The organism is Kitasatospora sp. NPDC048540 (genome assembly GCF_040651175.1).
Lineage (GTDB): Bacteria > Actinomycetota > Actinomycetes > Streptomycetales > Streptomycetaceae > Kitasatospora.
The window spans coordinates 14,706-39,373 of the sequence record NZ_JBEZIR010000035.1 but is presented as its reverse complement, the minus strand read 5'-3'; the positions used below and the strand labels follow the sequence as shown (position 1 = coordinate 39,373).

The following is a 24,668-nucleotide window of genomic DNA, read 5'->3' as shown; positions in this document are numbered from 1 at the left end:
CCGGTCCGGAGGCCGTCATGACCGAACCCGCCTTCCCCGTCCCCGGCAGCCCGGCGCAGTTCCTCGCCGTCACCTGCTCCTACGGGGCGATGGCGGCGGCGCTCGGCGCCGTCCTGCTGGGCTTCCTGCTGCAGGGCGGCCCGCAGAGCACCCTGCTCGGCGTCGCCGCGCTGGTCAGCCTGGTGCTGGCGCTGACCACCGCGGTCGGCTACCGCTCGTTCCCGTACAGCCGGCCGGTACTGGTCGGCACGCTCGCGTCCAACCTGCTGATGCTGCTGTGGGGCCTGATCCTGCAAGGCCTGGCGCTGGTGGGGATCGTCTGCTCGTTCGTGCAGGGCGCGAGCGTGCTGGGCAGCGGGCTGCGGACCACCGTGGTGGCGGTCGGCTTCGTCCTGCTGAACGTCCTGCTCCGGGTCTGCTCACGCTGCCTGGCCGCCGCGACCGGCGGCCGGCAACCTCAGCCGCGCCCCGAACGGTAGCCGTCCAGCACGTCCTGCCGCAGCATCGACCCGAACCCCGCGGACTCCAGCCGCAGACCCAACTGCGCCTCGCTGACGCCGAGTTCCGCCGCGGTGTCGCCCAGGTGCCAGTCGTGCCCGGCGAGCCGGTCGAGCAGGTGGCCGCGGCGGACCTGGCTCTCCGACAGCCGGAAGGTCTTCAGGTAGGCGATCCGGCCGGCCCCGTCCAGGATCGCCTCCCCGACGTGGTTCTCCTGCTTGGGCGCGAACGGCGGCACCAGCCGGGCCAGCGTGAACCGGCCCATCCGGTACAGCGTCCGGACCACGTGCTCGGGACCGAGCAGCCCGCCGGCGAGCACCGAGCCGTGGAACTCGGCCCAGTCGCTCTCCTGCCGCCGCGCCGCCGCCCGCAGATCGGCCAGCGAACGGATCCCCGCGCCCGGGATCCGCGCCCGGAACTCCGGCACCGGCGCCATGTACGTCGCGAAGTGGTGGATCAGCTCGCCGTACAGGTCCAGCACCAGCGTGGGGTGCAGCACCCGGTAGTCCTCCGGATGCGGCACCACGAAGGCACCCGCGAGCGCGTCCGCGACGTACACCACCAGCCCGCACTGGCCCGGATGCAGCTCGAACACCCGCAGCGCGTCGGCCAGCCCGCGCACCTCCGAGCCCTGGTACGCCTCCTCGGCGCGCGGCGGCAGACCGTGCCGGACGGCCCGCTGCGACCACTGCTCCCACACGATCGGCGGCCCGCCGGCGTGCCTGGCCAGGTACCCGTCCACCGCGAGTTGCTGCGGCAGGAAGCGCAGCCTGGTCCGGCGGCCGCCCGTCCGGCCGGAGATCCGCAGCGGCATCCGTTCCGGCAGCGCGCCGCCCGCCGCCAGCTGGGTGCCGTACGCCGCCGCGGGCGTGCCGTCCTGCGCCCAGTCGGCGACGAACCCGTGCGGCACGTAGCCCAGTTCGGCGTCGGCCGGACCCACCAGCCGGTGCAGCCGCAGACCCTCGACGGGTTCGCCGCGCACCAGCGGCACCAGCGGCACCAGCCGCACGGCGCCCCACACCTGGGACGGCCGGGCCGTCAGCCCGGTCGGGTCGAGCGTGCTCATCGCGCCTCCCGCGCGTCCGGGGCGGCCAGGAACCGCCCGGTGGCGGCGGCCAGATGGTCCCGCAGCTCGGCCAGGCCGGTGCGGCCCTCGGCGAAGCGGGCGAACTCCACCAGCGCCGGCAGGTCCTCCGCGTCCCGCAGCCCGGCCGTCGGCACACCCGCCGCCAGCCGCCGCACGTCGAACCCGTCCGCGTCGTACACCGGGTTCAGGTGCACCACGGCGGTGCGGCGGTCCGGGTCCAGCCGGGTCCGCCAGATCCGCAGCACCTCGCCGGCCAGGCCGGGCGGTGCGTTGTCCCAGCCGTCGGAGACGATCAGCAGCCGCTCGGGCGCGGTGTCCAGCGCGTCCAGGATCCGCAGTCCCAGCGGCGTCGGACCGGACGGGCGGGCCAGCAGCGGATCCGTCCGCCCGGAGGTCCACAGCCCGGTGTAGTCGGCCGCCAGCGCCTCCAGCAGGTGGTGACAGGCCAGCGCCACCGCCAGCGGACGGCGGCGCTTGGCCCCGGAACCGTCCGTGGAGAAGCTGTCGTCCAGCACCGCCGCGACCCGCCCCCAGCGGCCGCGCTGCCCGCCCGCAGCCCGCAACGCCGCCGTCCGCAGCGCCCCGGTGAGCTCGGCCCGCCGGGCCACCCGGTCCGCCACCGGCAGCGCCAGCACGTACGAGGCCAGCGGGGTCAGCGGCATCCGCCCGAGGTCCGCCCGGACCGCGCCCGCGCCGAGCCGCCCCGCCGACTCCTGCAGCCGTAACTGCTCCAGCCGGGTCATCCGCGGCGCGATCCGCTCCAGGAACTCGGCCCGCGGCACGCCCTGCCGGGCCGCGAAGCCCTCCGCGACGGTGTACGGCAGCTCGAACAGCGCGGAGCGCTGGTAGTGCGCCCGCCGCCAGCTCTCCAGGATCGGCGTCGCGTACCGGGCGGCCCGGCCCGGCGTGAACAGGAAGCCGCCCAACTCCGGTGCGGCGGGCGCAAGATGGGCATGCCGGACGGCCTGCTTCAGCGCGCCGCGGTACTTCACCGCATCGAGCGCCGGGTCCGGCCGGGCCGCGATCCAGTCCCGGATGACCGCCCGGGTGCGGCGGTTGTTCACCTTCGCCCGGCGCAGCGCGCCGAACAGCCCGTACACCCGCTGCGGCGGCAGCAGCGCCAGCCGCCGGGCGATCAGCCGGCCCTCGGTGCGGCGCTGCTCCGCGCTCGCCTCGGCGGAACTCTCCAGCAGGCGCCGCACGATCAGCACGGCGTTGTGGTCGTTGATCTCCAGGGCCAGCGTCGCCGCGTACAGCTCGCGGTAGTTGCCGAGGATGTAGGCGTGCAGGAAGTCGAGCGACAGGCGCTGCTCGGCGGCGTCGGAGTGGAACTCCCGCTGGCCGGTGGAGGTGATCGCCGCGTTCACGAACAGCAGCACGTCCTCGGCCGCGACCAGGTCGCCGTACGTGTCCACCGGACCCCTCTCACGGGCTGCTTCGGATGCCGGCCGGGGAGTGGGGGCGCGAACTGCGAATCATTGCGGTAGAGGCAGGTTCCGGAAGTCGCGCCGGAGTCCCGCGGCCGGCCCTGGGACGGTAACAGAGCAGGCCACGGGAGGTCCAAGCGATATCCGCGGGCCGCTCAGCGGCCCCGGCGGATCCACTCGTCGAGCTGCGGTGCCTCGGCGCCGATGGTGGTGTCGTCACCGTGCCCGGTGCGCACCACGGTCTGCGGCGGGAGGGTCAGCAGCCGGCCGCTGATCGACCGGACGATGGTCGGGAAGTCCGAGAACGACCGCCCGGTGGCACCGGGCCCGCCCGCGAACAGGGTGTCGCCGGTGAAGACCGTCCCGAGCTGCGGCGCGTACAGGCAGACCGCGCCGGGCGCGTGCCCGGGGGTGTGCAGCACCGTCAGCGCGACGCCCGCCACCTCGAGCTGCTGCCCGTCGGCCAGCGGCCCGTCCGGGTCGCGGTCCGGGTGGGTCTGCTTCCACAGCGGGAGGTCGTCCGGGTGCAGCAGGACCGGCGCGCCGGTCAGCGCGGCCAGCGCCGGGCCAGCGTCGATGTGGTCGTTGTGGGCGTGGGTGCAGACGATCGCCGTCACCCGGCGGTCGCCGACCACGGCCGCGATGGCCGCGGCGTCGTGCGCCGGGTCGATCACCAGCGCCTCCCGGTCGTCGCCGACCACCCAGACGTTGTTGTCCACCTCCCAGCTGCCGCCGTCCAGCTCGAAGGTGCCGGAGGTGACCACCCGCTCGATCCGGGCGCCCGCGGTGCCCGCCATCAGAACACCACCACCGAACGCAGGACCTCGCCCTCGTGCATCCGGGCGAAGGCGTCCTCCACCCCGGTCAGCGGGATCGTCTCGCTGACGAACGCCTCCAGGTCGAGGCGGCCCTGGAGGTAGAGGTCGATGAAGACCGGGAAGTCCCGGCTGGGCAGGCAGTCGCCGTACCAGGAGGACTTCAGCGCACCGCCGCGCCCGAACACGTCCAGCAGCGGCAGCTCCAGCTTCATCTCGGGCGTCGGCACACCGACCAGCACCACCGTGCCCGCCAGGTCGCGGGCGTAGAACGCCTGCCGGTAGGTCTCCGGCCGTCCCACCGCGTCGATCACCACGTCCGCGCCGTGGCCCCCGGTGAGCTCCCTGATCGCCTCGACGGCGTCGGTGGAGCCGGAGTTGACGGTGTGGGTGGCGCCGAGGCCGGTGGCCCCGGCCAGCTTGCGGTCGTCCAGGTCGACCGCGATGATCCGGGCCGCGCCCGCCAGCCGGGCACCCAGGACGGCGGCGCTGCCCACGCCGCCGCAGCCGATCACGGCGACCGTGTCGCCGCGGCCCACCGCCCCCGTGTTGAGCGCCGCGCCGAGCCCGGCCATCACCCCGCAGCCCAGCAGACCCGCGACCGCGGGCGCCGCCTTCGGGTCGACCTTGGTGCACTGCCCGGCCGCCACCAGGGTCTTCTCCGCGAACGCGCCGATGCCCAGCGCGGGGGACAGCGGCGTCCCGTCGGTGAGCGTCATCTTCTGCACCGCGTTGTGCGTGTTGAAGCAGTACCACGGTCGGCCGCGCCGACAGGCACGGCACTGTCCGCACACCGCGCGCCAGTTGAGGATGACGAAGTCCCCGGGCGCCACCTCGGTCACCCCCGGGCCGACCGCCTCCACGACACCCGCCGCCTCGTGCCCCAGCAGGAACGGGAACTCGTCGTTGATCCCGCCCTCCCGGTAGTGCAGGTCGGTGTGGCAGACACCGCACGCCTGCACCTGGACCAGGGCCTCGCCCGGCCCGGGGTCGGGGACCTTGATGGTCTCCACCCGCACCGCCGCACCCTTCTCCAGCGCGACCACTGCCTGTACCTGCTGAACCATCCGCCAGACACCCTTCGTCCGCCGGCGCGCTCGTGGCGCGCCCGGTCTGTCACGTCGGCCGCCGCGACGGCGTGCACCGCGCGGGCGACCGGTCTGCCCGCCTCCGAACCTACCGCTGTCCGGCCACCGCCGAGAGACGCCCGACCGATCCGCCGCGCCCTGGTTTACGAGCCCGGGCACGGGTGAGACGAGCCCCGGGCCGGGCATCCCGTCCGGCCGACGCGTCCTTCAGGAGGGGTTCGCATGGCCTGGCTGATCGTGATAGTCGCCGTGCTGGCGGTACTGGCCGCCGGGCTCGCCGTCGCACTGCCGCGGATCAGGACCCGGCAGCTGCGGGCACGGTTCGGCCCGGAGTACGAGCGGGCCCTGCGCGGCCACGGGGACGACGTCCGCGGCGCCGAACGGGAGCTGACCGCCCGGATCCGCGACGACCGCGCGCTGCAGCTGCGCCCGCTCGGCCCGGCCGAGCAGGAGAACGTCCGGCGGCGCCTCGCCGAGGTCCAGGAGCAGTTCGTCGACGACCCCGGGCGGGCCGCCGGCGACGCCGAACGGCAGCTCACCGGCCTGCTCGACCGGCTGGGCTACCCCGCGCAGGGCCGTACCGAGGCACTGTCCGTGCACCACGCCACCGCCCTGCCGGCCTACCGCACCGCGCTCGGGACGCTGGAGCGCGCCCAGGCCGTGCAGGTCGGCACCGAGGAACTGCGCCACGCCCTGCTCGCCGTCCGCGACCTGACCCTGCGGGTCCTGGCCGACCGGCAGGCCGCCCCGGCTGCCGCGGGCCGTCCGGCCGCCCTGCACAAGGCCCCGGCCCCGCGCACCAGCTGACCCGCCGTCGGGAGAAGGAGAGGACCACCGCCATGCCGCACAACGAAGCCCAGCAGCCGGGCCCCGCCGCCCGCACCACCGTCCCCCGCCAGGCCGAGCCCGGCGAGCCGCACCGGGCCTCCCCGCCGGAGCCCCGGCCGCAGTCGCCTTCCCAGGGCGGCGACCGCCCCACCCGTACGCTGCGCGCCGTGCTGCCGGGCGAGCCGGACCCCACCGGACGGCCGGGCGGCTGGCTGGAGCCGGAACGGGTGGAACGCCTCACCGCCGAGTGGCGGGCCGTGCAGAGCGGGTTCGTCGACGACCCCGGGCAGGCCGTCCGGGCGGCCGACAAGCTGGTCGGCAAAGCGGCCGGGATGGTCACCGAGGCCATCACCGAGCAGCGCGGCGAGCTGCGCGTCGCCACCGACCCGTCCGACGGCGACACCGCGGGCGACACCGAACGCCTGCGGCTCGCCCTGCGCGACTACCGCACCCTGCTGGACCGGCTGCTCGCGCTGCAGGCCCCGCGCTGAGCGCACCGCACGCGGACGGGCCCCGGCGCGGATCGGCCGGGGCCCGTCGGTGCAGCGGTGCTGCGGTGGTGTTACTGGCCGGCGCCGGCGACCGAGACCGCCGTGCCGAGGTGGCTGTTCGGGATGACGGCGTCGACGTCACCGAAGGTGGTCCAGGACCCGGCGGAGTTGCGCACGGTGTGGCGCAGGTGGCCCGCAGTGTCGACCACGACGACCTGGAGGGCGTCGTTGCCCGAGAGGCGGTCGGTGTCGGCCACCCCGACGCCCGCGATGGTGCCGAGCGAGGCCTTGGTGGCGGCCTTGACGTCGCCGAACACCGTCCACGAGCCGGTCGCCCGGCGGATCGCGTGGTAGATCCCGGTGCCGTTGTTGCCGGTGACGACGACCTGCAGCTCGCCCTTGACCGCGGCCACCGCGACGTGCTCGGCGGTCCCCGGGTTGGAGGAGTTGGCGAACACGTCGCCCCAGGCGGCGAACGCGGAGCCGGCGTCGGCGCGGTTGGCGTGCCAGAGCTTGCCGCCGGCGACCGCGACCAGCTGGATGCCGGCGCCGTCGGTGGAGGCCACCGACAGCTCCTTGATCTCACCGATCTGGCCGGGGACGTACAGCTCCTGCCAGGCGCCCCAGGTCCCGTCGGTGTGCCGGACCACCTCGTACAGCGCGGACGGGCCGCGCTGGCCGAAGAGGTGGAACTCGCCCCCCATGACGACCGAGCCGACCAGCTTGGTGATCCGGGCGGTGGCCGGGGTGTTGCCCGAGTGCTCGATCGGCACCTCGTCCGGGATCGGCGCGGCGGTCCCGGACGGCGAGGTCCACTGGCCGGTGGCCGAGTCGCGGATCAGGAACTGGATCGCCGAGCCCTCGGCGGCCAGGAAGGTCTTGCCGGTGCCCGACTCGGCCTGGGTCAGCGACGAGGTCGCGCCCGGGTTGTAGTACATGTCGGGGACGGAGTCCCAGGCGGCCCAGGTGCCGTCCGCGTGGCGCGTGGTGTGCGCCGGGTTGCCCCCGTCGGTGTTGATGCTCAGCTGGAACTCGGGGCCGGCGTAGACCACACCGATCGGGCCGGGCACGAAGGCCTGGGCCGGAGCGGCCACGGCGGTCGCGAGTGCCACGGCGGCGGCGACCCCTACGCCGATCCGCCGGATGCTGTGCTTGTTCACTGTTCCCCCATACGCGCATACGCGAAGTGATTGACGGCACGTCACCGTGCCCCGGCCGATGAGATCGGCGGGGTGACGGGCCGAGGGGAAGCCTACCTTCGTCCGCGATCATCCGGCCGCCTCATTTTCTCCGGCGCACCCCCTCTGATCAGGCGTTATATCCGCTTTGCGCGGGCGAGTGCGGCAACGACCGAAATGATCACCGGCCCCGGGCATCACCTCTCGGCGAGCCGCGCCCGGGCCGCCCGCAGGTGCGGGCCCTCGCGCAGCGCCGCCGGCACCGGGAGCAGGACCGTGCGCAGCGCCCGTGCCTCGACGGTGGCCACGGCGTCGGTGAGCTGCCAGCCGGGCCACCCGTACATCCGCCGGGCCCAGCCGGGGAGCAGCGCGAAGGAGAGCCCGGCCACGGCCGACCAGGCCGGGCGGGCCGGGGTGGCCCACGCGGCCCAGCCGGGCATCGGCGGGGCGAGCACCAGCCGGGCCGCCGAGCGGGCGGCCGGGGTGGCCCGCAGCCGGCCGCGGACCTCGGTGAAGTACCCGGCCAGCTGCTCGCGGGTCTCCGGCACCGGGTGGCCCGGCCCCACCCCGAGCAGCCGGGGGATCCGGGCCTGCTCGGCGAGGTAGCGGTCGGCCTCGTCGGGCGGCAGGCCCAGACCGGCCCGGCGCGCCACGCCGAGGAAGGAGTCGACCTCGCAGCAGTGCACCCACACCAGCAGCTCCGGGTCGTCGGCCCGGTAGCGTGCCCCGGTCACCGGGTCGGTCCCGCGGACGTGCCGGTGCACCCGGCGGACCCGCTCGACGGCCTCGCGCACCTGCTCCCCGGTGCCGTACGTGGTCACGCCGACGAACGAGGCGGTACGGGCGAGCCGCCCCCACGGGTCCTCGCGGAACGCCGAGTGCTGCGCCACGCCCGCCATCGCGAGCGGGTGCAGGGCCTGCAGCAGCAGGGCCCGCAGCCCGGCCAGGCCCATCACCGGGTCCGCGTGCAGCCGCCAGGACACCGAGGCGGGCCCGAACAGGCCGGCCGCGGGGATGGCACCGGGCGGGGGAGCGTCGACGGCCACGAGTTCCTCCCGGGGAGACGTCCTGGTCCCTCCAGTGTCCGCCGCGGCGCGCCCGCTGCCCAGGGCCCGGCGGGGTCCGGCTACCGGACCGACTCGAGGTGGGCGAAGACCACCACGTTCGAGGTGTAGTCCTTCTTGGTGCGGTCGTACGAACCGCCGCAGGTGATCAGCCGGAGCTGGGCGTCCGGGGTGTCCGCGTACACCCGCTTGTCGGGGAAGGCGTCCTTCTCGAAGGTCTCCACGCTGTCGACGGTGAAGACGGCGACCTTCTTGTCGGCCCGGGTCACCTCGATCTTGTTGCCGGGCAGCAGCACCCGCAGCATCAGGAACACCGCCGGCCCGGTCCTGGTGTCCACGTGCCCGGCCAGCACCGCGGCGCCCGGCTCGCCGGGGGAGGCGCCGTCGCGGTACCAGCCGACCAGGTTCTTGTCGTCGACCGGCGGCGCGTTCAGCTGGCCGGTGGCGTTGAGGGTCAGCTCGGTGGTCGGGGCGTCGACCATCAGCTGGGGGATCCGCACCCGGGTGGGGGAGGAGCGGGGCAGGACGGGTCCGCGCTTGGCGGGCGGCTTGGCCGCGGCCGTGGTGGGCGGCGCTGCGACGGCGGGGGCGGCGACGGCCGGCGCGGCGACGGAGGACCCGGCGGGCGTGGCGTCGACCGAGTTGTAGAGCACGAGGGCGCCGAGCGCCGTCGCGGCCAGGCCGAATCGCAGCAGCCGGCCGGTGCGCTGCGGGGGCGGACGGTCCATCGGGCGGGCCTTTCTGGTGGGTGGAGCCACGGGTGGTGAACCCCGCAACGCCCTGCCGGGCTGCCACCGCGAGGCGGCGGGCCGGCAGGGCGTCGGGGCGGTGCGGGTGCGGGGTGACCGGGGGTCAGACCGCGGCGCCCGCGGCGGTGCCGGTACGGCGGCGGCGCAGCGCGAGCGCCGTCACGCCGATGCCGCCCGCCAGCAGCGCCGCGCCGGTCGCGGCACCGCCGCCGGACAGCGCCAGACCGCCACCACCGGTGTGGACGCCGCCGTGCGGCGCCTTGTACTCGCCCTTGCTCTCCGTCTTGCTCTCGGTGCCGTGCTCCTCGGCCGGCTTGGCCTCCTTGGTGTCCTTGGCCTCCTTGGAGCTGCCGGAGTCCTTGGAGTCCTTGGTGGCCGTGTCGTAGCCCTCCCAGCTCTTCTGGGTGCTCGTATCGCTCGCGCCGTCGGCGAGGGCGATGGCGGGGGCACCGAGGACCAGGGTGGCGGCGAGGGCAGCGCCGGTCGCGAAAGTACGTGCAGAACGCATGAGGTGTGTCCTTCCGGGGCTTGCGAGGGCCGGCCCGTCGCCGGCTCGTCAGATCGCAGAAGCACCGTTCCTCACCGTCCTCGGCCCGTCGGCGGGTCGCATTCGGAGGGCGCCCTCCCGGGGTATTCGCTGGGCTCTTCGGGTGGCTGTGGTCAACCGTGCGGCGCGTCCTGCCGACGCCTTCCGCGTCCGCGGGCCGGCGTGCGGTAAAGAGCCGCGCCGGGCGTTCAGTCGCAGCGCCGCGGGTGCCCGGGCGGCACCGGGCCGGCCGGGTGCGGCGGCGGACCGGTGACGCCCGGCGCGGGATCGGTGACGCCCGGCGCCGGGTCGGTGAGGTGCAGGGCCCGTAACGCGACCTCGGTGGCGAACCGGGTGTCGGCGTCGGCGAGCTGGTCGCCGAAGGCGCGTTCGAGGGCGCGGATCCGGTAGCGGACGGTCTGCGGGTGCACCCCGAGCTGCTCGGCCATCTCGCCGGCGGTGGCCCGGGTGGTGAGCCAGATCCGCAGGGTGTCCAGCAGCCGGGCCCGCCGGGCCGGGGTGAGTCCGGCCAGGGGGGCGAGGCGGCGCTGCGCGATCTGCCGGGCGAGCGCGCGGTCGCCCAGCAGCCACAGCTGGACCAGGTGGTCCTCGCAGTACACCGGCGCCGGGGGTGCGCCCGGGCCGCACGGCGCCGGGTCCCGGTCGGCGGTCAGGGCGAGCAGCTGGCGGGCCCAGCGCAGCGAGTGCGCGGCCTCGCCGAGCGGCGTGGTCAGCCCGACCGCGGCCGGGCAGCCGGCCAGGGCGGTGGCCAGGGCGCGGCGGCGCCGCTCGTCCAGCGGGCCGGGGACCAGCAGGTACGGCTCGCGGCCGGCCAGGTCCACCAGTACGTCCCGGTCGAGCGCCGCGCGGGCGGGCCGCGCGCCGGGGCCCAGGGCGACCAGGGTGACCTCCTGCGGCAGCGGCCAGACGGCCAGCTCCGCCAGCTCGGCCAGCGCGCCGCGGGCCACGGAGGTGCCGCCGAGGATGCGGCGCAGCAGCCGGCGGCGGCGGTTGTCCGGCTCCTCGCCGAGCTCGGCCATCGCCTGGAGGTAGCCCTCGCGGGAGAGCTCGGCGATCTCGCCCATGTAGGCGAAGAGCGCGTCGGCGAACGCCATCAGCACGGTCGCCGAGAGGTTGTAGCGGCGCCCGACCGTGCGGACCCGGCGCAGCGCCACCTGGCAGCCGATCCGGTAGGCGTCGTGCAGCATGTCCAGGCTGCGGCCCTCGTACGCCTCGTGGCGGCCGAAGCCCCGGCAGATCTCGTCGCGCAGCGCGGTGGTGGCGGCGGGGGCGGCGACCTGGTCGACGAAGGTGGCGATGTTCTGTTCGATGCCGACCCTGATCACCCGGGCGTTGGGGCCCTCCAGGAGTTCCCGGTACTCGGGGATGACGGTGACGATCTCGGCGGCCATCTCCTTGAGCAGGCCGGGGAGTTCGGGGCGCATCACGGCGGCCAGTTCGCGTGGGATCTGTTCCATCGACGCCGCCCCGGCTGCCTTCGGTGGCCTGGCCATGTGGTCCCCCTGACGGTCGGCCGGGCGGCGGCGGGCGGCCGGACCGGCCCCCGCCGGGGCCGGTCGGCGCGCCGGCGCGGCTTCCGGCGGTTCGCTGCTGACCGTGCCCGGCCGGTGCGGCTCGGTCGGGCGCGTGCGCACAACATGTGGTGGTGCGCCGAAGATAGAGCACGAGCGGTGTGCAGCGCAGCACCCAGGGAACACGAACCCTGCTCCTGGGCAAAGGAGTTGACTCCAGCGGCGGGCGCCGTCCGGTGCGCCGGTGCTCACTTCCGGACAAGGGTCCGCGCGTTTCTCATCGCGCGCGGACAAGAATTTACCGGCGGGTAGCGAAGTCCGGGGGAAATGGGGCGGGGGCGTTGCGCGGCCTCATTACCGGTGCGTAACGTCCCACCTCAGCGGGGCGACCCCCACATTCCGCCCCGCTTCCCCGGACCGTGCGGTCACCGAATTCCCGTTGTCGGACAGGAAGTCCGGATGATCCCGCACGCCGACTCTCGGAAAGGACCAGCCTGTGCGCAACACAGTCAAGGGCGCCCTTGTCGCCGCCGCCGCACTCTCCGCTGCGGCCGGCCTCGCGCTCGCCCCCGCCACCGCCACCACCACGGCCACCTGGACGGCCAGCCCCGGCGGCGCCTGGACCGCCAAGGCCGCCTCGCCCAAGCTCACCGACACCAGGACCGGCACCAAGCTGACCTGTTCCTCCTCGTCCGCGGCCGGGGTGCTCAGCAGCGGCAACGGCCTGCCGATCTCCACCATCTCCTCGGTGAGCTGGGCCAGTTGCACCGGTCCGCTCGGCATCACCTTCGCTGTCACCCCGCAGAACCTGCCCTGGGGCATCAACGCCCTGACCTACAACTCCGCGACCGGGGTCACCACCGGCACCGTCACCGGTGTGAAGGCCCACATCAGCGGCGCCGGCTGCACCGCCGACTTCGCCGGTCCGACCAGCACCACGCCCGCCACCCTCACGGGCACCTACAGCAACTCCACCAACACCCTCACCATCAGCGGCGGGGACCTGCACGCGTACAACGTCTCGGGCAGCTGCCTGGGCCTGCTGAACAACGGCGACGCGGCCACCTACAACGCCGCCTACGTCCTCAGCGCCCCGCAGGCGATCACCTCCCCGTGAGCTGACGCAGGCGCCCGCCGCCGGCTCCGCCCCGCCGGATCGACCCGGCGGGGCGGAGCCCGCACGCCCGGCCCGCCCGGACGCCGAGCCGCCGGCACTCATCTGCTGACAACCCGTCAGATCGCGATTGTCACCGGATGACAGGAAATCCGGGGGCGGCCGACGGCCTTGCACCATTCCCGGCGCGATTGCTTGTGACGCCTTGTTACCCGGCCGTAGTGTCCTGCCTCCCGCGAAGTTCGCCCCCGTTCCTTCCGTGTCCGGCGCACCCGCCAACCCGCCGACCCGCCCGAGGAGTGCTGTCATGAGGGACGCCGTGACCCGCCGCCGCTCGGCGCGGGCGGCCGCCGCCGCGGCGGCCGTGCTGCTCGCCGGCCTGGTGCCGGGTGGCTCCTCGGCGGCCGACCCGGCGGCCGGGCCGGCGCCGGTCGCCCACAGCTGTACCGCCGCGGGCGGCGCGGCCGTGGCGGTGACGGCGGCCGTGGCACAGAAGTACCCCGCGACGGCCGCGGTAGGGACCCCGTTCGGGCCCGGCGCGGCCACCGTGACGGTCACCGTGCCCCGGGACGGCCTGGCCGCCCTGCTGCCCGCCGGGGCCACCTCCGCCGGCGGCCGGGCGGGCCTGACCGTCCGGGTGGCCCAGGGCGACTCCACGGCCGAGACCGCCTGGCCCGACCTGCTGGTGGCCGCCACCCCGGTGCCCGCCGACGGCGACCTCGTCCTCACCGCCGTCGGACCGGCGACCCCGGTCACCGTCACGGCGCCCGGCCCGGTGGTGTTCACGGTGACGGAGCTGACCCTCGACCTCGGCCCGGCCGGGACGGCCCCCGTCGACTGCACACCCGCCGCCGGCGCCGCGCCCCTGGGCACCGTCCAGGTCCCGGGCACCCCCTCGCCCACGCCGTCCATCCCCGTTCCGTCCGTTCCCGCGCCGTCCGTTCCCGCGCCGTCCGTCCCCGGTCCCTCCCCGGCCGCCGGGACACCGACGGCCGCGGCGCCGACGCCCGCCGCCACGGCGTCCGGACGGCGCAGCACCCCGCAGGTGCCGCTCGGCATGCTGCCCGGGCGGCCCCGGCGCCCGAGCACCGTCAAGGTGCAGCCCGCCCGGCACTCGGGCGTCAACACCTGCCCGGACGCGCCCACCGGGGAGCTCGACCCCCACCGGCTGCCGCCGGTACCGGACGGCGCCACCGTGATCCCGTTCCCCGACATGGACCCGTTCCCGGACGTCCCCGCGTGCGCCTTCGCGGTCGGCTACGCCAACGTCCACAAGCTCGGCCAGGCCGCCCTGGTCAACGACCCCGGGCACGGGCCCGCGCTCGCGGCGCTCAACATGACCCGCCGCTTCGTCACCCTCTGGGACCCGGAGCCCGGCCAGCAGCCGTACTTCGAGGCCGACTCGCTCGGCTACCTGCAACTGCCGCCCTCCGACACCTCGTTCCTCACCTACGGCTTCGTGCCGACCACCGCGAAGATGGAGCTGGTCCCGCAGGGCCCGCTCACCATCGTGGCCACCGGGAACTCCGACTGGGACCAGCCCGCCGAGTTCACCATCGGCGGCTACCAGTCGCTGCGCCTGTACGACGTGAGGATCAACGGCACGCCGCTGGACGTCGGCCCCGACTGCCGCACCAGCCGGCCCGTGGACCTCCGGCTCACCGGCCGCCAGGACGACTACCTGCCGGGCGGCGGCGACGGCAAGCCCGACTACACGCTGCAGGGCGGCGGCCCGCTCACCCAACGCGACCTGGACATCCCCCCGTTCACCGGCTGCTCGGCCGGCGGCGAGGACCTGGACGCGCTCTTCACCGCCGCGGTCTCCGGCAGCGGCAACACGCTCAACCTCGTCCAGGGCGCGATCTGCACCCCGACCAGCGACCAGCCCAACGGCTGCGAGCCGGAGATCGAACTCCCCGACCTGCCGCACCGCCGCTGAACCACCGAGCAACCGAGCCACCGAGCCGCCGAACCACCAGGAGGTGTGATGGGAATCGAAGTGACCGTCGAAGGCCTCACCAAGTCCTTCGGACCGCAGACCGTCTGGCAGGACGTCACGCTGACGCTGCCGCCCGGCGAGGTGACCGTGATGCTCGGCCCCTCCGGCACCGGCAAGACCGTCTTCCTGAAGTCCGTCATCGGCCTGCTCAAACCGGAGCAGGGCCGGGTGCTGGTCGACGGCGTCGACATGGTCAACAGCCCGGAACGGGAGATCTACCGGGCCCGCCGACTGTTCGGCCTGATGTTCCAGGACGGCGCCCTGTTCGGCTCGCTCAACCTCTACGACAACATCGCCTTCCCGCTGCGCGAGCACACCCGCAAGAAGGAGAGCGAGATCCGCCGCACCGTGATGGAGCGGATGGAGATGGTCGGCCTGGTTGGCTCCGAGGCCAAACTGCCCGGCGAGATCTCCGGCGGGATGCGCAAACGCGCCGGACTCGCCCGCGCCCTCGTCCTGGACCCGCAGATCGTGCTCTGCGACGAACCCGACTCCGGCCTCGACCCGGTCCGCACCTCCTACCTCTCCCAGCTGCTGATCGACCTCAACGCGCAGATCGACGCCACCATGCTGATCGTCACCCACAACCTGGACATCGCCGCCACCGTGCCCGACAACATCGGCATGCTGTTCCGCCGCGAGCTGGTCGCCTTCGGACCCCGCGAGGACCTGCTCGCCAGCCGCATCCCGGTGGTACGGCAGTTCCTCAGCGGCCGGCGTGCCGGACCGATCGGCATGTCCGAGGAGAAGGACGAGGCCGCGCTCGCCCTGGAGCGCGCCGACCGGCCAGGCCCGGAGACCGACCGGCCACGCCCGGTACCGGCCCAGCTGGAACCCTCACCGGGGCTGCCCGCCCGGCGCGCCGTCGAACGCCGCCGGGCCCGGCAGCACGGCCTCCAGCCGGGCGGCGCCGCATGAGCGCGGTCGGCGGCAACCCCGTCGCCGGGGCGCTGGCCCACGCCGGCCGGCTGTTCGCGCTGGGCGCCACCACCGTCCGCGACACCTTCCGGCGGCCGTTCCAGGTCCGCGAACTGATCGAGCAGTTCTGGTTCCTGGCGAGCGTCACCATCCTGCCCGCCGCCCTGGTCTCGATCCCGTTCGGCGCGGTCATCTCGCTCCAGGTCGGCTCGCTCGCCCAGCAGCTCGGCGCCCAGTCCTTCACCGGAGGCGCCAGCGTGCTGGCCGTCATCCAGCAGGCCAGCCCGCTCATCGTGGCACTGCTGATCGCCGGCGCCGGCGGCTCCGCGATCTGCGCCGACCTCGGCTCCCGCAAGATCCGCGAGGAACTGGACGCGATGGAGGTGATGGGCGTCTCGCCCGTCCAGCGCCTGGTGGTACCCCGTGTGCTGGCCGCCACCGCCGTAGCCGTCCTGCTGAACGGCCTGGTCTCGGTGGTCGGCACCCTCGGCGGCTACTTCTTCAACGTGCTGCTCCAGCACGGCACCCCGGGCGCCTACCTCTCCAGCTTCTCCGCCCTCGCCCAGCTCCCGGACCTGTACATCAGCGAGTTCAAGGCACTGGTCTTCGGGTTCATCGCCGGCCTGGTCGCCGCCTACCGCGGCCTCAACCCGCGCGGCGGCCCCAAGGGCGTCGGCGACGCCGTCAACCAGGCCGTGGTGATCACCTTCCTGCTGCTGTTCCTGGTCAACGTCGTGCTCACCGCGGTGTACCTGCGGATCGTTCCGCAGAAGGGAGCCTGAGCCGTGGCCCTGCTCGGCCGTGCCACCCCGCCCGCCGGACCCCCGCCCGGCGACGGCCCCGCGCCGCCCCGCCGCCCCCGGCTGGCCTGGCTCGAGGAGAGCGGCGACCACCTGCTGTTCCACCTGACCGCGCTGCTGTCCGTACCCCGGGCGCTGCGCCGCTACCACCGCGAGGTGCGGCGGCTGCTCGCCGAGGTGGTGTTCGGCAGCGGCGGTCTCGGCGTGATCGGCGGCACCGTCGGCGTCATGATCGGCATGACGGTCGCCACCGGCACCGTCGTCGGCCTGCAGGGCTACGCCGCGATGAACCAGCTCGGCACCACCGCCTTCACCGGCTTCATCTCCGCCTACTTCAACACCCGCGAGATCGCCCCGCTGGTGGCCGGCCTCGCCCTGTCCGCCACCGTCGGCGCCGGATTCACCGCCCAGCTCGGCGCGATGCGGATCAACGAGGAGGTCGACGCCCTCGAAGGGATGGGCATCCGCAGCCTGCCCTACCTGGTCACCACCAGGATCGTGGCCGGCGTGGTCGCCATCGTCCCGCTGTACGGCATCGGGCTGCTCAGCTCGTACGCCGCCTCCCGGGCCGTCACCGTGCTGGTCAACGGCCAGTCGCCCGGCACCTACGACCACTACTTCGGGCTGTTCCTCGCCCCCGCCGACGTCCTGCTCTCCGGACTCAAGGTGCTGGTCTTCAGCGTCATCGTGATCCTCGCGCACTGCTACTACGGCTACCACGCCAAGGGCGGCCCCGCCGGGGTCGGCATCGCCGTCGGCCGCTCGGTGCGCAACGCGATCGTCATCATCAGCGTCACCGACTTCTTCCTGTCGCTCGCCATCTGGGGCACCACCACCACCGTCCGGGTCGCCGGATGAACGCCGCCCGCCGCCCCCGCCTGGCCCGCCGACGCGCTGCGGGCGTGGTGTTCCTGCTCGTCCCCGCCCTGCTGGCCGGCGTCTGCGTCGCCGTCTACGACAAGGCGTTCGTCCGCGAGGCGACCGTCACCCTCGAGACCGGCACCGCCGGGAACGAACTGCACGTGGGCGCCGACGTCAAACTCCGCGGCGTGGTGGTCGGCCGGGTCCGCGAGGTCGGCGCCGACGGCGAACGCGCCCGGCTCACCCTCGCCCTCGACCCCGACCGGCTCGGGCAGATCCCCGGCGACGTCAGCGCCCGGCTGCTGCCCACCACCCTGTTCGGCGAACGGTACGTCGCCCTCGTGCCCCCCGCGTCCGCCACCGCCGCATCCGCGAGCGCACCGCTGAAGGCCGGCGCCACCATCGGACAGGACCGCTCCGCCGACGCCGTCGAACTCGACCAGGTCCTCGACCACCTGCTGCCGCTGCTCACCGCCGTCCAGCCGGAGAAACTCGCCACCACCCTCGACGCCGTCGCCACCGCCCTGCGCGGCCGCGGCGAACAGCTCGGGCAGACCCTCACCCGCCTCGACGCCTACCTCGCCCAGCTCAACCCCCAACTGCCCGCCCTCAACGAGGACATCGCGCAGCTGGTGACCGTCGGCCGGACCTACACCGACGCCACCCCCGACATCCTCCAGGCGCTCACCGACCTCACCACCACCAGCGCCACCCTCGCCCAGCAGCAGGCCGGCCTGCGCGCCCTGTACGCCGCCGGCACCACCGGCGCCCAGGACCTCACCGACTTCCTGCAACGCAACAGCAGCACCCTGATCCGGCTGTCCGCGGACAGCCGCCCCACCCTCGACCTGCTGGCGAAGTACGCCCCGTCCTTCCCCTGCACCCTGCGCACCCTCGCCGACTTCGTCCCCGTCATGGACCAGGCCCTCGGCAAGGGCACCGACCGGCCCGGCCTGCACGTCACCGTCACCACCGTGCCCTCCCGCGGCGCCTACCAACCCGGCCGCGACACCCCCGTCTACCGGGCCGGCGGCGGCCCGGCCTGCTACGGCACGCCGTACACCGGACACGGCACCGCACCCGCCGCGAGCAGCCCCGCCGACGGCTTCCCGATGCCCGCCACCCCCGGCCTCGGACTGCCCAACTCACCCCAGGAGAACGAGCTTGTCAACGAACTCCTGGCCCCCGGGCAGAGCGCGGCCGCACCCCTGCCGCAGTGGAGCGGCCTGCTCGCCGGACCCCTGCTGCGCGGCACGGAGGTGACCCTGCGATGACCCGCCGCCCCCTGACCGGACCGATCGTCAAATCGCTGGTGTTCATCCTCGTCACGGCGCTCGCCACCACCGCCCTCGCCTTCGGCATCGCCGACACCGGCGTCGGCGCCACCACCGGCTACCAGGCCCGCTTCACCGACGCCACCGGCCTCGCGCCCGGCGACAGCGTCCGGATCGCCGGGGTACGGGTCGGCCAGGTCGACAGCGTCACCGTCGCCGACCGCCGCCTCGCCCGGGTACGGTTCTCCGTCCGCCGCGACCGCACCCTGCCCGCCTCCGTCACCGCGTCCGTCAAGTACCTCAACCTGGTCGGCCGGCGCTACCTCGACCTCGAACAGGGCGCCGGCCCGCTCGGCGAACACCTCGCCCCCGGCGCCGTCATCCCCCTGGAACGCACCCGGCCCGCCCTCGACCTCACCCGGCTGTTCGCCGGCTTCCAGCCGCTCTTCCAGGGCCTGTCCCCGAACGAGGTCAACCAGCTCGCCGACGAGATCGTGCAGGTCCTCCAGGGCCAGGGCGGCACCGTCGACAGCCTGCTGCGCTCCATCGGCTCCCTCACCGGCACCCTGGCCGGCAAGGACCAGGTGATCGGCGAGGTGATCGACAACCTCAACACCGTCGTCGCCACCGTCAACACCCACGAACAGGGCTTCACCGAACTCGTCACCACCCTCCAGCAACTGGTCTCCGGCTTCGACCGCGACCGGCAGCCGATCGGCCAGGCCGTCGACGCCCTCGCCGCCCTCACCACCAGCACCGCCGGCCTGCTCCAGGACGGCCGCGAACCGCTCAAGGACACCATCGGCCAACTCGGCCGGCTCTCCACCGGACTCGCCGACCACACCCCCCAACTCGAACGCTTCCTGCGGCTCAGCCCCGAGAAGCTCCGCACCCTCGGCCGGCTCGCCTCCTACGGCTCCTGGTTCAACCTCTACCTCTGCGAGGCCACCGTCACCGGCGTCACCACCACCGACGGCAGCGCCCCGCCCACCGGCATCCCCGTCACCGAAGCGAGGTGCCACGGATGAGGACCGCCCGCGACCCGCGCCGCCCACTGCTGCGGCCGCTGCGCGAACGCAACCCCGTCACCGTCGGCGCCGTCGGCGTCCTGCTGCTCCTGCTCTGCACCGCCCTCGCCTACCGGGCCGACTCCCTCCCGCTGATCGGCCGCGGCACCGGCTACACCGCCGAGTTCACCGAAGCCGCCGGCCTGCGCCCCGGCAACGAGGTCCGGGTGGCCGGCGCTAAGGTCGGCCAGGTCACCGGCGTCACCCTGGACGGCGCCCGGGTCAAGGTCGCCTTCCGGGTCGACCACGCCTGGATCGGCGACGCCACCACCGCCGCGATCGGCATCCGCACCCTGCTCGGCGAGAAGTACCTCGCCCTCGACCCCCTCGGCGCCGCCCGCCAGGACCCGCACCGCACCATCCCCAGCAGCCGCACCACCTCCCCGTACGACGTCACCCAGGCACTCGACGGACTCGGCCACACCCTCGGCGCCCTGGACACCGACCGACTCGCCCAGAGCTTCCGGACCATCTCCGACACCTTCAAGGACACCCCCGCCTCCGTCCGCGCCGCCGCCGACGGACTCTCCGCCCTCTCCCGCACCGTCGCCGACCGGGACGCCCAGCTCGCGAAACTGCTGGCCGGCAGCCGCGACCTCACCCGCACCCTCAGCGACCAGAACACCCGCTTCGCCACCCTGCTCGCCGACGGCGACCAACTCCTCGGCGAGATCCAGCGCCGCCGCGACGCCGTCCACCAACTGCTCACCGGCACCGCCGCCCTCGCCACCCAGCTCACCGGCCTGGTCCGGGACAACGAACGGCAGCTGCGCCCCACCCTGGACGCCCTCGACCGGGTCACCGGCGTCCTGCGGGCCGATCAGCAGAGCCTCGAGGAGACCCTCGCCCTGGTCGGCCCCTACTACCGGCTGATGGGCAACACCCTCGGCAGCGGCCGCTGGTTCGACGCCTACCTGTGCGGCGTGGTGCCCCGCTCGTACCTGCCCGACGGCACGACCCCCACGACCGGCTGCCAACCCGAACGCCCGCAGGGCGACCGGCCGGCGGCCACCCGCGCGCAGGGAGCCCAGCGATGAGGAAACCCGTCGTCGTACCGGCCGCTGTCGCCGCCGCCCTCGCGGCCGCCCTGGTCGCCGCACCGGCCGTCACCGAACCCGACGGCACCCACCTCACCGCCTGGTTCGACCACGCCGTCGGCATCCACCCCGGCTCCGACCTGCGGATCCTCGGCGTCAAGGTCGGCACCGTCGACGGTGTCCACCCGCACGGCCGGCAGGTCAGGGTCGACCTCACCCTCGACCACGGCGTCCAGGCCCCGGCCGGCGCCGGTGCCGTCATCGTCGCCCCCAGCATGGTCGCCGACCGCTACGTCCAGCTCACCCCCGCCTGGACCGGCGGCCCGCACCTCGCCGACCACGACACCATCCCCGCCGACCGCACCGCCGAACCGGTCGAGATCGACCAGCTGTACCAGAGCATCAGCGACCTCAGCACCGCCCTGGGACCCGACGGCGCCAACGCCACCGGCGCCCTCTCCCGGCTGCTCGACACCGGCGCCGCCAACCTGGCCGGCAACGGACAGGCCATCGGCGACAGCATCGACCAGCTCGGCCGCGCCGCCAAGACCCTCTCCGGCCACAGCGACGACCTCTTCACCACCCTCACCCAGCTGCAGTCCTTCACCACGATGCTCAAGGACAACGACACCCAGGTCCGCTCCGCCACCGACCGGCTGGCCACCGTCACCGGCTTCCTCGCCGAGGACAAGGACGACCTCGGCCGGGCGCTCGCCGAACTCGCCACCGCCCTCGGCCAGGTGCAGACCTTCATCCAGGACAACCGCGCCCGGCTCGCCGCCTCCGTCGGCCAACTCGTCCCGATCACCCAGGCCCTGGTCGACCAGCGCGCCTCGCTCGCCGAACTCCTCGACACCGCGCCGCTGGCCGCCGGGAACCTGCTCGGTGCCTACGACACCGCCCACGGCACCATCGACGGCCGCGCCGACCTCACCGAACTCACCGGCGGCGCCCTGCCGCTGCCCCTGCCCGGAGCGGCCCGATGAGCCCGCGACCCGCCCTCGCCGCCGCCGCGTTCCTGCTGCTGCTCACCGGCTGCACCGCCGGCTCCGCCGGCCTCCAGGACCTGCCGCTGCCCGGCGGCGCCGACCTCGGCAGCCACCCCTACCGGGTGCAGGCCCGGTTCGCCGACGTCCTCAGCCTGGTCCCGCAGGCCGCCGTCAAGGTCAACGGCGTCGCCGTCGGCCGGGTCACCGACATCACGCTCGCCCCCGACGACTGGACGGCCCAGGTCACCCTGGAACTCAACGGCGACGTCCACCTCCCGGCCGGCAGCTACGCCCAGCTCGGCCAGTCCGGCCTGCTCGGCGAGAAGTACGTCCAGCTGACCGCACCCACCACCGGGGACCCCGGTGCCACCGGCACACTCACCGCCGGCGCCGTCATCCCGATCGCCCGCACCGACCGCAACCCCGAGGTCGAAGAGGTGCTCGGCGCCCTGTCGATGCTGCTCAACGGCGGCGGCCTCGACCAGCTGCACACCATCACCACCGAACTCGGCAAGGCCCTCACCGGCAACGAGGCCCAGCTGCGCTCCGTCCTCGCCCGCCTCGACACCCTCACCACCGACCTCGACGCCCACCGGCAGTCCATCACCGACGCCCTGGACTCCGTCGACCGGCTCTCCGCCACCCTCGCCACCCGCGACCGGCAGATCGGCACCGTGCTGACCGGCCTCAGCCCCGGCCTCGCCGTCCTGGAACAGCAGCGCGGCGACCTGGTCACCCTGCTGCGCTCCCTCGACACCCTCTCCGCCGTCGCCGTCGACACCGTCCGCCGCAGCCACGCCGACCTGGTCGCCGACCTCGGCGCCCTGGCCCCCACCCTGCAACGCCTCGCCGACGCCGGGACCGACCTGCCCGACTCGCTCCAGGTGCTGCTCACCTACCCGTTCACCGACGAGGTGCTGCGCGGCGTCAAGGGCGACTACCTCAACGTGTACCTCGACCTGGCCGCCGCCCCCGGAACCCGGATCACCCCCGAACTCGACCCCGACGACACCGCCGCACCCCCGCCCAGGGACCCCGCACCCGACCCCGGCACCGAGGGCGCCCTCCCGCTCCCGCTGCCGTCCGCCACCGCCCGCCGGGGAACCGCCGCCCACCAGCAGGGGGGACACTGATGCTCACCCTCGCAACCCGGCTGAAGAACCTCGCCTTCCTCGTCATCGCCGTCCTCGTGCTCGGCTACATCGCGGTCCAGCACGCCGACCTCGGACGCTACGTCGGACTGCGCGGCTACTACCGCGTCGACGTCGAACTCGCGGAGACGGGAGGCCTGTTCGAACACGCCGAGGTCACCTACCGGGGTGTCGCGGTCGGCCGGGTCGGCCCGATCCGGCTCACCCCGGACGGCGTCCGCGCCGAACTGCGGATCGACCGCTCCGCCCCGCCCATCCCGGACCGGCTCCAGGCCGTGGTCGCCAACCTCTCCGCCGTCGGCGAGCAGTACCTCGACCTGCGGCCCGGCACCGACCAGCCGCCCTACCTGCGGGACGGCTCCGCCATCGCCCGCTCCGCCACCACCACCCCGGCACCCGTCACCGACATGCTCGGCCACGTCGACGCCCTGGTCGGCTCGGTACCGCTGGCGTCCCTGCGGACCGTCGTCGACGAGTTCGGCCGGGCCTTCGACGGACAGGCCGGGAACCTCCAGGCCCTGCTCGACGGCAGCGGCCGGCTGATCGACGCCGCCGACGGCGCCCTGCCCGCCACCACCCGCCTGGTGGTGGACTCGCAGACCGTCCTGCGCACCCAGAACGACGAGGCCGACGCCATCCGCGCGTTCGCCACCGGCGCCCAGCAGCTGGCCGGCCAACTCGCCCGCTCCGATTCCGACCTGCGACGCATCATCGCCACCGGCCCGCAGGCCGCCGGACAGGTCAGCGCCCTGCTGAAGGACCTCGACCCGCACCTGAGCGTGCTGCTCGCCAACCTGCTCACCACCGCCGAACTCGGCGTCACCCGCGAGCACGGCATCGAGGAACTCCTGGTCCGGCTCCCGGCGGTGGCCGCCGCCGGCTCCACCGCCGTCACCGCGGACGGCGCCCACCTCGGCATGGCCGTCACCTTCTTCTCCCCGCTGCCCTGCACCGCCGGCTACGACGCCACCGTCTACCGCAACGGCCTGGACACCTCACCCGCGCCCGCCCTCAACACCGCCGCGCACTGTGCCGCACCGCCCTCCTCGGGCAGCGCGGTCCGCGGCTCCGCCAACGCCCCGCAGGGCGGCGTGCCCGCCGTCGTCCCGCCCGCCACCGCCGCGCCGCACCGCACCGGGGCCGAACGGTGAGCGCGGAGCCGACCGCGCCGCCGGACCGGCCGGTCGGCCCGGTGCGGCGGGCGGCGCTGCTGCTCGCCCTCGCCTGCTGCCTGTTCGGCGCCGTCCAGTACGCCAGGGCGTCCGCCGACCCGGCGCTCGACCGGGCCCGTACCCGCGACGCCGTGCTGGCGGCCGGCCGGACCGCGCTCGACCGGCTGACCAGCGCCGAAGCCGGACAGGCCGAAGCCACCCGGCGGAGCTGGCTGGCGGTCAGCGGGGGAGCGCTGCACGACCGGCTCGCCGCCGGCCCGGCCCGGGACCCGGGGGTCACCGCCCACGGCAGCGTCGCCGAGGCCGCCGTCACCGCGCTCGACACCCGGGCCGGCACCGCCCGGCTGATCGCGCTGGTCAGGGTCGACCTGGTCCAGGGCGCGGGCGCGGTGACCACCGACCGGCGCCGGCTGCAGGCCGAACTCGGCCGCACCGCCGACGGCTGGAAGGTCACCGCGCTGACCACCGTGCCGACCGGGACGGCCTGAATGGGCGGCCGGGCCCGGCTGCGGGCGCTGACGGCGGCGGCCGTGCTGCTCGCCCTGCTCGGCGCGGGCCTGCTGGCCGGCGCACGGTACCAGCGGTCGGGCGCCGACACCGGCAACCGGGCGCTGACCGACCGGGCCGCCACCGACCGGGTCACCCGGGAGGTCGGTGACGCGCTCGCCCGGATCCTGTCGTACTCGGCGGCCGACACCGACGCCACCCGCGCGGCGGCCGCCGGGTGGCTCACCGGCCCGGCCGGCGACCAGTACCGCGGTCTGCTCGACCGGCTCCGGGGCTGGGTCGGCGACCAGCAACTCACGCTCACCTCGAAGGTGGTGAGCGCCGGAGTGATCCGGCTGAGCGGCGACCGGGCCGAGCTGCTGGTGCTGCTCGACCAGCACGCCACCCGCGCCGGCGGCCCGCCCACCGTGACCGCCGCCCAGCTGCGGGTCACCGCCCGCCTCGACGGCGGCCGGTGGCTGATCACCGACCTGGAGTCCCTGTGACGGAGGAACCG

The 24,668-nt window shown here is 74.7% G+C and carries 25 protein-coding genes; 16 read left to right on the top strand and 9 right to left on the bottom strand.

Annotation, left to right across the window (positions count from 1 at the left end; all coding sequences use genetic code 11):
- Positions 1-17 precede the first annotated feature (17 nt).
- Positions 18-479 carry a hypothetical protein gene (locus tag AB0D08_RS16575; RefSeq protein WP_359889418.1) on the top strand — a complete coding sequence of 154 codons (462 nt, stop codon included), beginning with the start codon at positions 18-20 and terminating at the stop codon, positions 477-479.
- Here the strand turns inward: AB0D08_RS16575 and AB0D08_RS16570 are convergent.
- The 4 genes from AB0D08_RS16570 to AB0D08_RS16555 all read right to left on the bottom strand — a co-directional run bounded on the left by AB0D08_RS16570 (position 458) and on the right by AB0D08_RS16555 (position 4,894).
- Positions 458-1,564 (bottom strand): hypothetical protein, encoded by a 1,107-nt coding sequence (locus AB0D08_RS16570; protein ID WP_359889416.1) that lies wholly within the window; start codon positions 1,562-1,564, stop codon positions 458-460. The two genes, AB0D08_RS16575 and AB0D08_RS16570, sit on opposite strands and share 22 nt — an antisense overlap.
- A complete protein-coding gene (locus tag AB0D08_RS16565) occupies positions 1,561-3,000 on the bottom strand; it encodes a hypothetical protein (RefSeq protein WP_359889413.1) in 1,440 nt (479 codons plus the stop codon). Before AB0D08_RS16565 ends, AB0D08_RS16570 begins: the two co-directional genes overlap by 4 nt.
- A 167-nt stretch (positions 3,001-3,167) precedes the next feature.
- Entirely contained in the window at positions 3,168-3,809 is a 642-nt protein-coding gene (locus tag AB0D08_RS16560) for an MBL fold metallo-hydrolase (protein ID WP_033825065.1), read from the bottom strand.
- On the bottom strand, positions 3,809-4,894 hold the full coding sequence (locus AB0D08_RS16555) for an S-(hydroxymethyl)mycothiol dehydrogenase (protein WP_359889410.1): 1,086 nt from the start codon (positions 4,892-4,894) through the stop codon (positions 3,809-3,811). The genes AB0D08_RS16560 and AB0D08_RS16555 overlap by 1 nt, the downstream gene beginning before the upstream one ends.
- 243 nt (positions 4,895-5,137) lie before the next feature.
- Between AB0D08_RS16555 and AB0D08_RS16550 the strand changes: the two genes are divergently transcribed.
- Together AB0D08_RS16550 and AB0D08_RS16545 are read left to right on the top strand one after the other, a co-directional pair.
- Complete coding sequence (locus AB0D08_RS16550) at positions 5,138-5,722, top strand: hypothetical protein (protein WP_051814136.1); 585 nt, start codon at positions 5,138-5,140, stop codon at positions 5,720-5,722.
- A gap of 32 nt (positions 5,723-5,754) precedes the next feature.
- The gene (locus AB0D08_RS16545) at positions 5,755-6,234 is read left to right on the top strand and encodes a hypothetical protein (RefSeq protein WP_051814135.1); all 480 of its coding nucleotides are present in this window, start codon (positions 5,755-5,757) and stop codon (positions 6,232-6,234) included.
- Between the two features lie 71 nt (positions 6,235-6,305).
- On the opposite strand, the gene AB0D08_RS16540 is transcribed toward AB0D08_RS16545, so the two are convergent.
- The 5 genes from AB0D08_RS16540 to AB0D08_RS16520 form a co-directional block, all read right to left on the bottom strand.
- Complete coding sequence (locus tag AB0D08_RS16540) at positions 6,306-7,394, bottom strand: hypothetical protein (RefSeq protein WP_359889407.1); 1,089 nt, start codon at positions 7,392-7,394, stop codon at positions 6,306-6,308.
- Positions 7,395-7,609: 215 nt separating this feature from the next.
- Positions 7,610-8,458: an oxygenase MpaB family protein gene (locus tag AB0D08_RS16535; protein WP_051814134.1), complete on the bottom strand. Its 849-nt coding sequence runs from the start codon at positions 8,456-8,458 to the stop codon at positions 7,610-7,612.
- 80 nt (positions 8,459-8,538) lie between these two features.
- Entirely contained in the window at positions 8,539-9,204 is a 666-nt protein-coding gene (locus AB0D08_RS16530; protein WP_033825062.1) for a class F sortase, read from the bottom strand.
- A gap of 124 nt (positions 9,205-9,328) precedes the next feature.
- Positions 9,329-9,733 carry a hypothetical protein gene (locus AB0D08_RS16525; protein ID WP_359889403.1) on the bottom strand — a complete coding sequence of 135 codons (405 nt, stop codon included), beginning with the start codon at positions 9,731-9,733 and terminating at the stop codon, positions 9,329-9,331.
- A gap of 227 nt (positions 9,734-9,960) precedes the next feature.
- Positions 9,961-11,229, bottom strand: coding sequence for a helix-turn-helix domain-containing protein (locus tag AB0D08_RS16520; protein ID WP_359889401.1), 1,269 nt, complete (start codon positions 11,227-11,229; stop codon positions 9,961-9,963).
- A 550-nt stretch (positions 11,230-11,779) separates the two neighbouring features.
- On the opposite strand from AB0D08_RS16520, the gene AB0D08_RS16515 reads away from it, so the two are divergent.
- The 13 genes from AB0D08_RS16515 to AB0D08_RS16455 all read left to right on the top strand — a co-directional run bounded on the left by AB0D08_RS16515 (position 11,780) and on the right by AB0D08_RS16455 (position 24,657).
- On the top strand, positions 11,780-12,400 hold the full coding sequence (locus AB0D08_RS16515) for a hypothetical protein (protein WP_033825060.1): 621 nt from the start codon (positions 11,780-11,782) through the stop codon (positions 12,398-12,400).
- 304 nt (positions 12,401-12,704) lie between these two features.
- Positions 12,705-14,336, top strand: a complete 1,632-nt coding sequence (locus AB0D08_RS16510; RefSeq protein WP_359889397.1) for a DUF6801 domain-containing protein — start codon at positions 12,705-12,707, stop codon at positions 14,334-14,336.
- A gap of 48 nt (positions 14,337-14,384) precedes the next feature.
- The gene (locus tag AB0D08_RS16505) at positions 14,385-15,314 is read left to right on the top strand and encodes an ATP-binding cassette domain-containing protein (protein ID WP_051813901.1); all 930 of its coding nucleotides are present in this window, start codon (positions 14,385-14,387) and stop codon (positions 15,312-15,314) included.
- On the top strand, positions 15,311-16,096 hold the full coding sequence (locus AB0D08_RS16500; RefSeq protein WP_033823971.1) for an ABC transporter permease: 786 nt from the start codon (positions 15,311-15,313) through the stop codon (positions 16,094-16,096). The genes AB0D08_RS16505 and AB0D08_RS16500 overlap by 4 nt, the downstream gene beginning before the upstream one ends.
- Positions 16,097-16,177: 81 nt before the next feature.
- Positions 16,178-16,972, top strand: coding sequence for an ABC transporter permease (locus tag AB0D08_RS16495; RefSeq protein ID WP_033824009.1), 795 nt, complete (start codon positions 16,178-16,180; stop codon positions 16,970-16,972).
- On the top strand, positions 16,969-18,249 hold the full coding sequence (locus AB0D08_RS16490; protein WP_359889393.1) for an MCE family protein: 1,281 nt from the start codon (positions 16,969-16,971) through the stop codon (positions 18,247-18,249). Before AB0D08_RS16495 ends, AB0D08_RS16490 begins: the two co-directional genes overlap by 4 nt.
- Positions 18,246-19,277, top strand: coding sequence for an MCE family protein (locus AB0D08_RS16485; RefSeq protein ID WP_033823974.1), 1,032 nt, complete (start codon positions 18,246-18,248; stop codon positions 19,275-19,277). The genes AB0D08_RS16490 and AB0D08_RS16485 overlap by 4 nt, the downstream gene beginning before the upstream one ends.
- On the top strand, positions 19,274-20,353 hold the full coding sequence (locus tag AB0D08_RS16480) for an MCE family protein (protein WP_359889390.1): 1,080 nt from the start codon (positions 19,274-19,276) through the stop codon (positions 20,351-20,353). The genes AB0D08_RS16485 and AB0D08_RS16480 overlap by 4 nt, the downstream gene beginning before the upstream one ends.
- The gene (locus tag AB0D08_RS16475; protein ID WP_359889387.1) at positions 20,350-21,339 is read left to right on the top strand and encodes an MCE family protein; all 990 of its coding nucleotides are present in this window, start codon (positions 20,350-20,352) and stop codon (positions 21,337-21,339) included. Before AB0D08_RS16480 ends, AB0D08_RS16475 begins: the two co-directional genes overlap by 4 nt.
- Positions 21,336-22,475, top strand: coding sequence for an MCE family protein (locus AB0D08_RS16470; RefSeq protein WP_359889385.1), 1,140 nt, complete (start codon positions 21,336-21,338; stop codon positions 22,473-22,475). The genes AB0D08_RS16475 and AB0D08_RS16470 overlap by 4 nt, the downstream gene beginning before the upstream one ends.
- The gene (locus tag AB0D08_RS16465; RefSeq protein WP_359889383.1) at positions 22,475-23,644 is read left to right on the top strand and encodes an MlaD family protein; all 1,170 of its coding nucleotides are present in this window, start codon (positions 22,475-22,477) and stop codon (positions 23,642-23,644) included. Before AB0D08_RS16470 ends, AB0D08_RS16465 begins: the two co-directional genes overlap by 1 nt.
- The gene (locus AB0D08_RS16460) at positions 23,641-24,153 is read left to right on the top strand and encodes a hypothetical protein (protein WP_359889380.1); all 513 of its coding nucleotides are present in this window, start codon (positions 23,641-23,643) and stop codon (positions 24,151-24,153) included. Before AB0D08_RS16465 ends, AB0D08_RS16460 begins: the two co-directional genes overlap by 4 nt.
- Positions 24,154-24,657 carry a hypothetical protein gene (locus tag AB0D08_RS16455; RefSeq protein ID WP_359889378.1) on the top strand — a complete coding sequence of 168 codons (504 nt, stop codon included), beginning with the start codon at positions 24,154-24,156 and terminating at the stop codon, positions 24,655-24,657.
- Positions 24,658-24,668: the final 11 nt, after the last annotated feature.

Bases quoted from the DNA above. Each gene is read 5' to 3' on its own strand.
- AB0D08_RS16575 (WP_359889418.1), top strand. From the start codon at position 18: ATGACCGAACCCGCCTTCCCCGTCCCCGGCAGCCCGGCGCAGTTCCTC.
- AB0D08_RS16570 (WP_359889416.1), bottom strand. From the start codon at position 1,564: ATGAGCACGCTCGACCCGACCGGGCTGACGGCCCGGCCGTCCCAGGTG.
- AB0D08_RS16560 (WP_033825065.1), bottom strand. From the start codon at position 3,809: ATGGCGGGCACCGCGGGCGCCCGGATCGAGCGGGTGGTCACCTCCGGC.
- AB0D08_RS16555 (WP_359889410.1), bottom strand. From the start codon at position 4,894: ATGGTTCAGCAGGTACAGGCAGTGGTCGCGCTGGAGAAGGGTGCGGCG.
- AB0D08_RS16550 (WP_051814136.1), top strand. From the start codon at position 5,138: ATGGCCTGGCTGATCGTGATAGTCGCCGTGCTGGCGGTACTGGCCGCC.
- AB0D08_RS16545 (WP_051814135.1), top strand. From the start codon at position 5,755: ATGCCGCACAACGAAGCCCAGCAGCCGGGCCCCGCCGCCCGCACCACC.
- AB0D08_RS16530 (WP_033825062.1), bottom strand. From the start codon at position 9,204: ATGGACCGTCCGCCCCCGCAGCGCACCGGCCGGCTGCTGCGATTCGGC.
- AB0D08_RS16525 (WP_359889403.1), bottom strand. From the start codon at position 9,733: ATGCGTTCTGCACGTACTTTCGCGACCGGCGCTGCCCTCGCCGCCACC.
- AB0D08_RS16520 (WP_359889401.1), bottom strand. From the start codon at position 11,229: ATGGAACAGATCCCACGCGAACTGGCCGCCGTGATGCGCCCCGAACTC.
- AB0D08_RS16510 (WP_359889397.1), top strand. From the start codon at position 12,705: ATGAGGGACGCCGTGACCCGCCGCCGCTCGGCGCGGGCGGCCGCCGCC.
- AB0D08_RS16505 (WP_051813901.1), top strand. From the start codon at position 14,385: ATGGGAATCGAAGTGACCGTCGAAGGCCTCACCAAGTCCTTCGGACCG.
- AB0D08_RS16500 (WP_033823971.1), top strand. From the start codon at position 15,311: ATGAGCGCGGTCGGCGGCAACCCCGTCGCCGGGGCGCTGGCCCACGCC.
- AB0D08_RS16490 (WP_359889393.1), top strand. From the start codon at position 16,969: ATGAACGCCGCCCGCCGCCCCCGCCTGGCCCGCCGACGCGCTGCGGGC.
- AB0D08_RS16485 (WP_033823974.1), top strand. From the start codon at position 18,246: ATGACCCGCCGCCCCCTGACCGGACCGATCGTCAAATCGCTGGTGTTC.
- AB0D08_RS16480 (WP_359889390.1), top strand. From the start codon at position 19,274: ATGAGGACCGCCCGCGACCCGCGCCGCCCACTGCTGCGGCCGCTGCGC.
- AB0D08_RS16475 (WP_359889387.1), top strand. From the start codon at position 20,350: ATGAGGAAACCCGTCGTCGTACCGGCCGCTGTCGCCGCCGCCCTCGCG.
- AB0D08_RS16470 (WP_359889385.1), top strand. From the start codon at position 21,336: ATGAGCCCGCGACCCGCCCTCGCCGCCGCCGCGTTCCTGCTGCTGCTC.
- AB0D08_RS16465 (WP_359889383.1), top strand. From the start codon at position 22,475: ATGCTCACCCTCGCAACCCGGCTGAAGAACCTCGCCTTCCTCGTCATC.
- AB0D08_RS16455 (WP_359889378.1), top strand. From the start codon at position 24,154: ATGGGCGGCCGGGCCCGGCTGCGGGCGCTGACGGCGGCGGCCGTGCTG.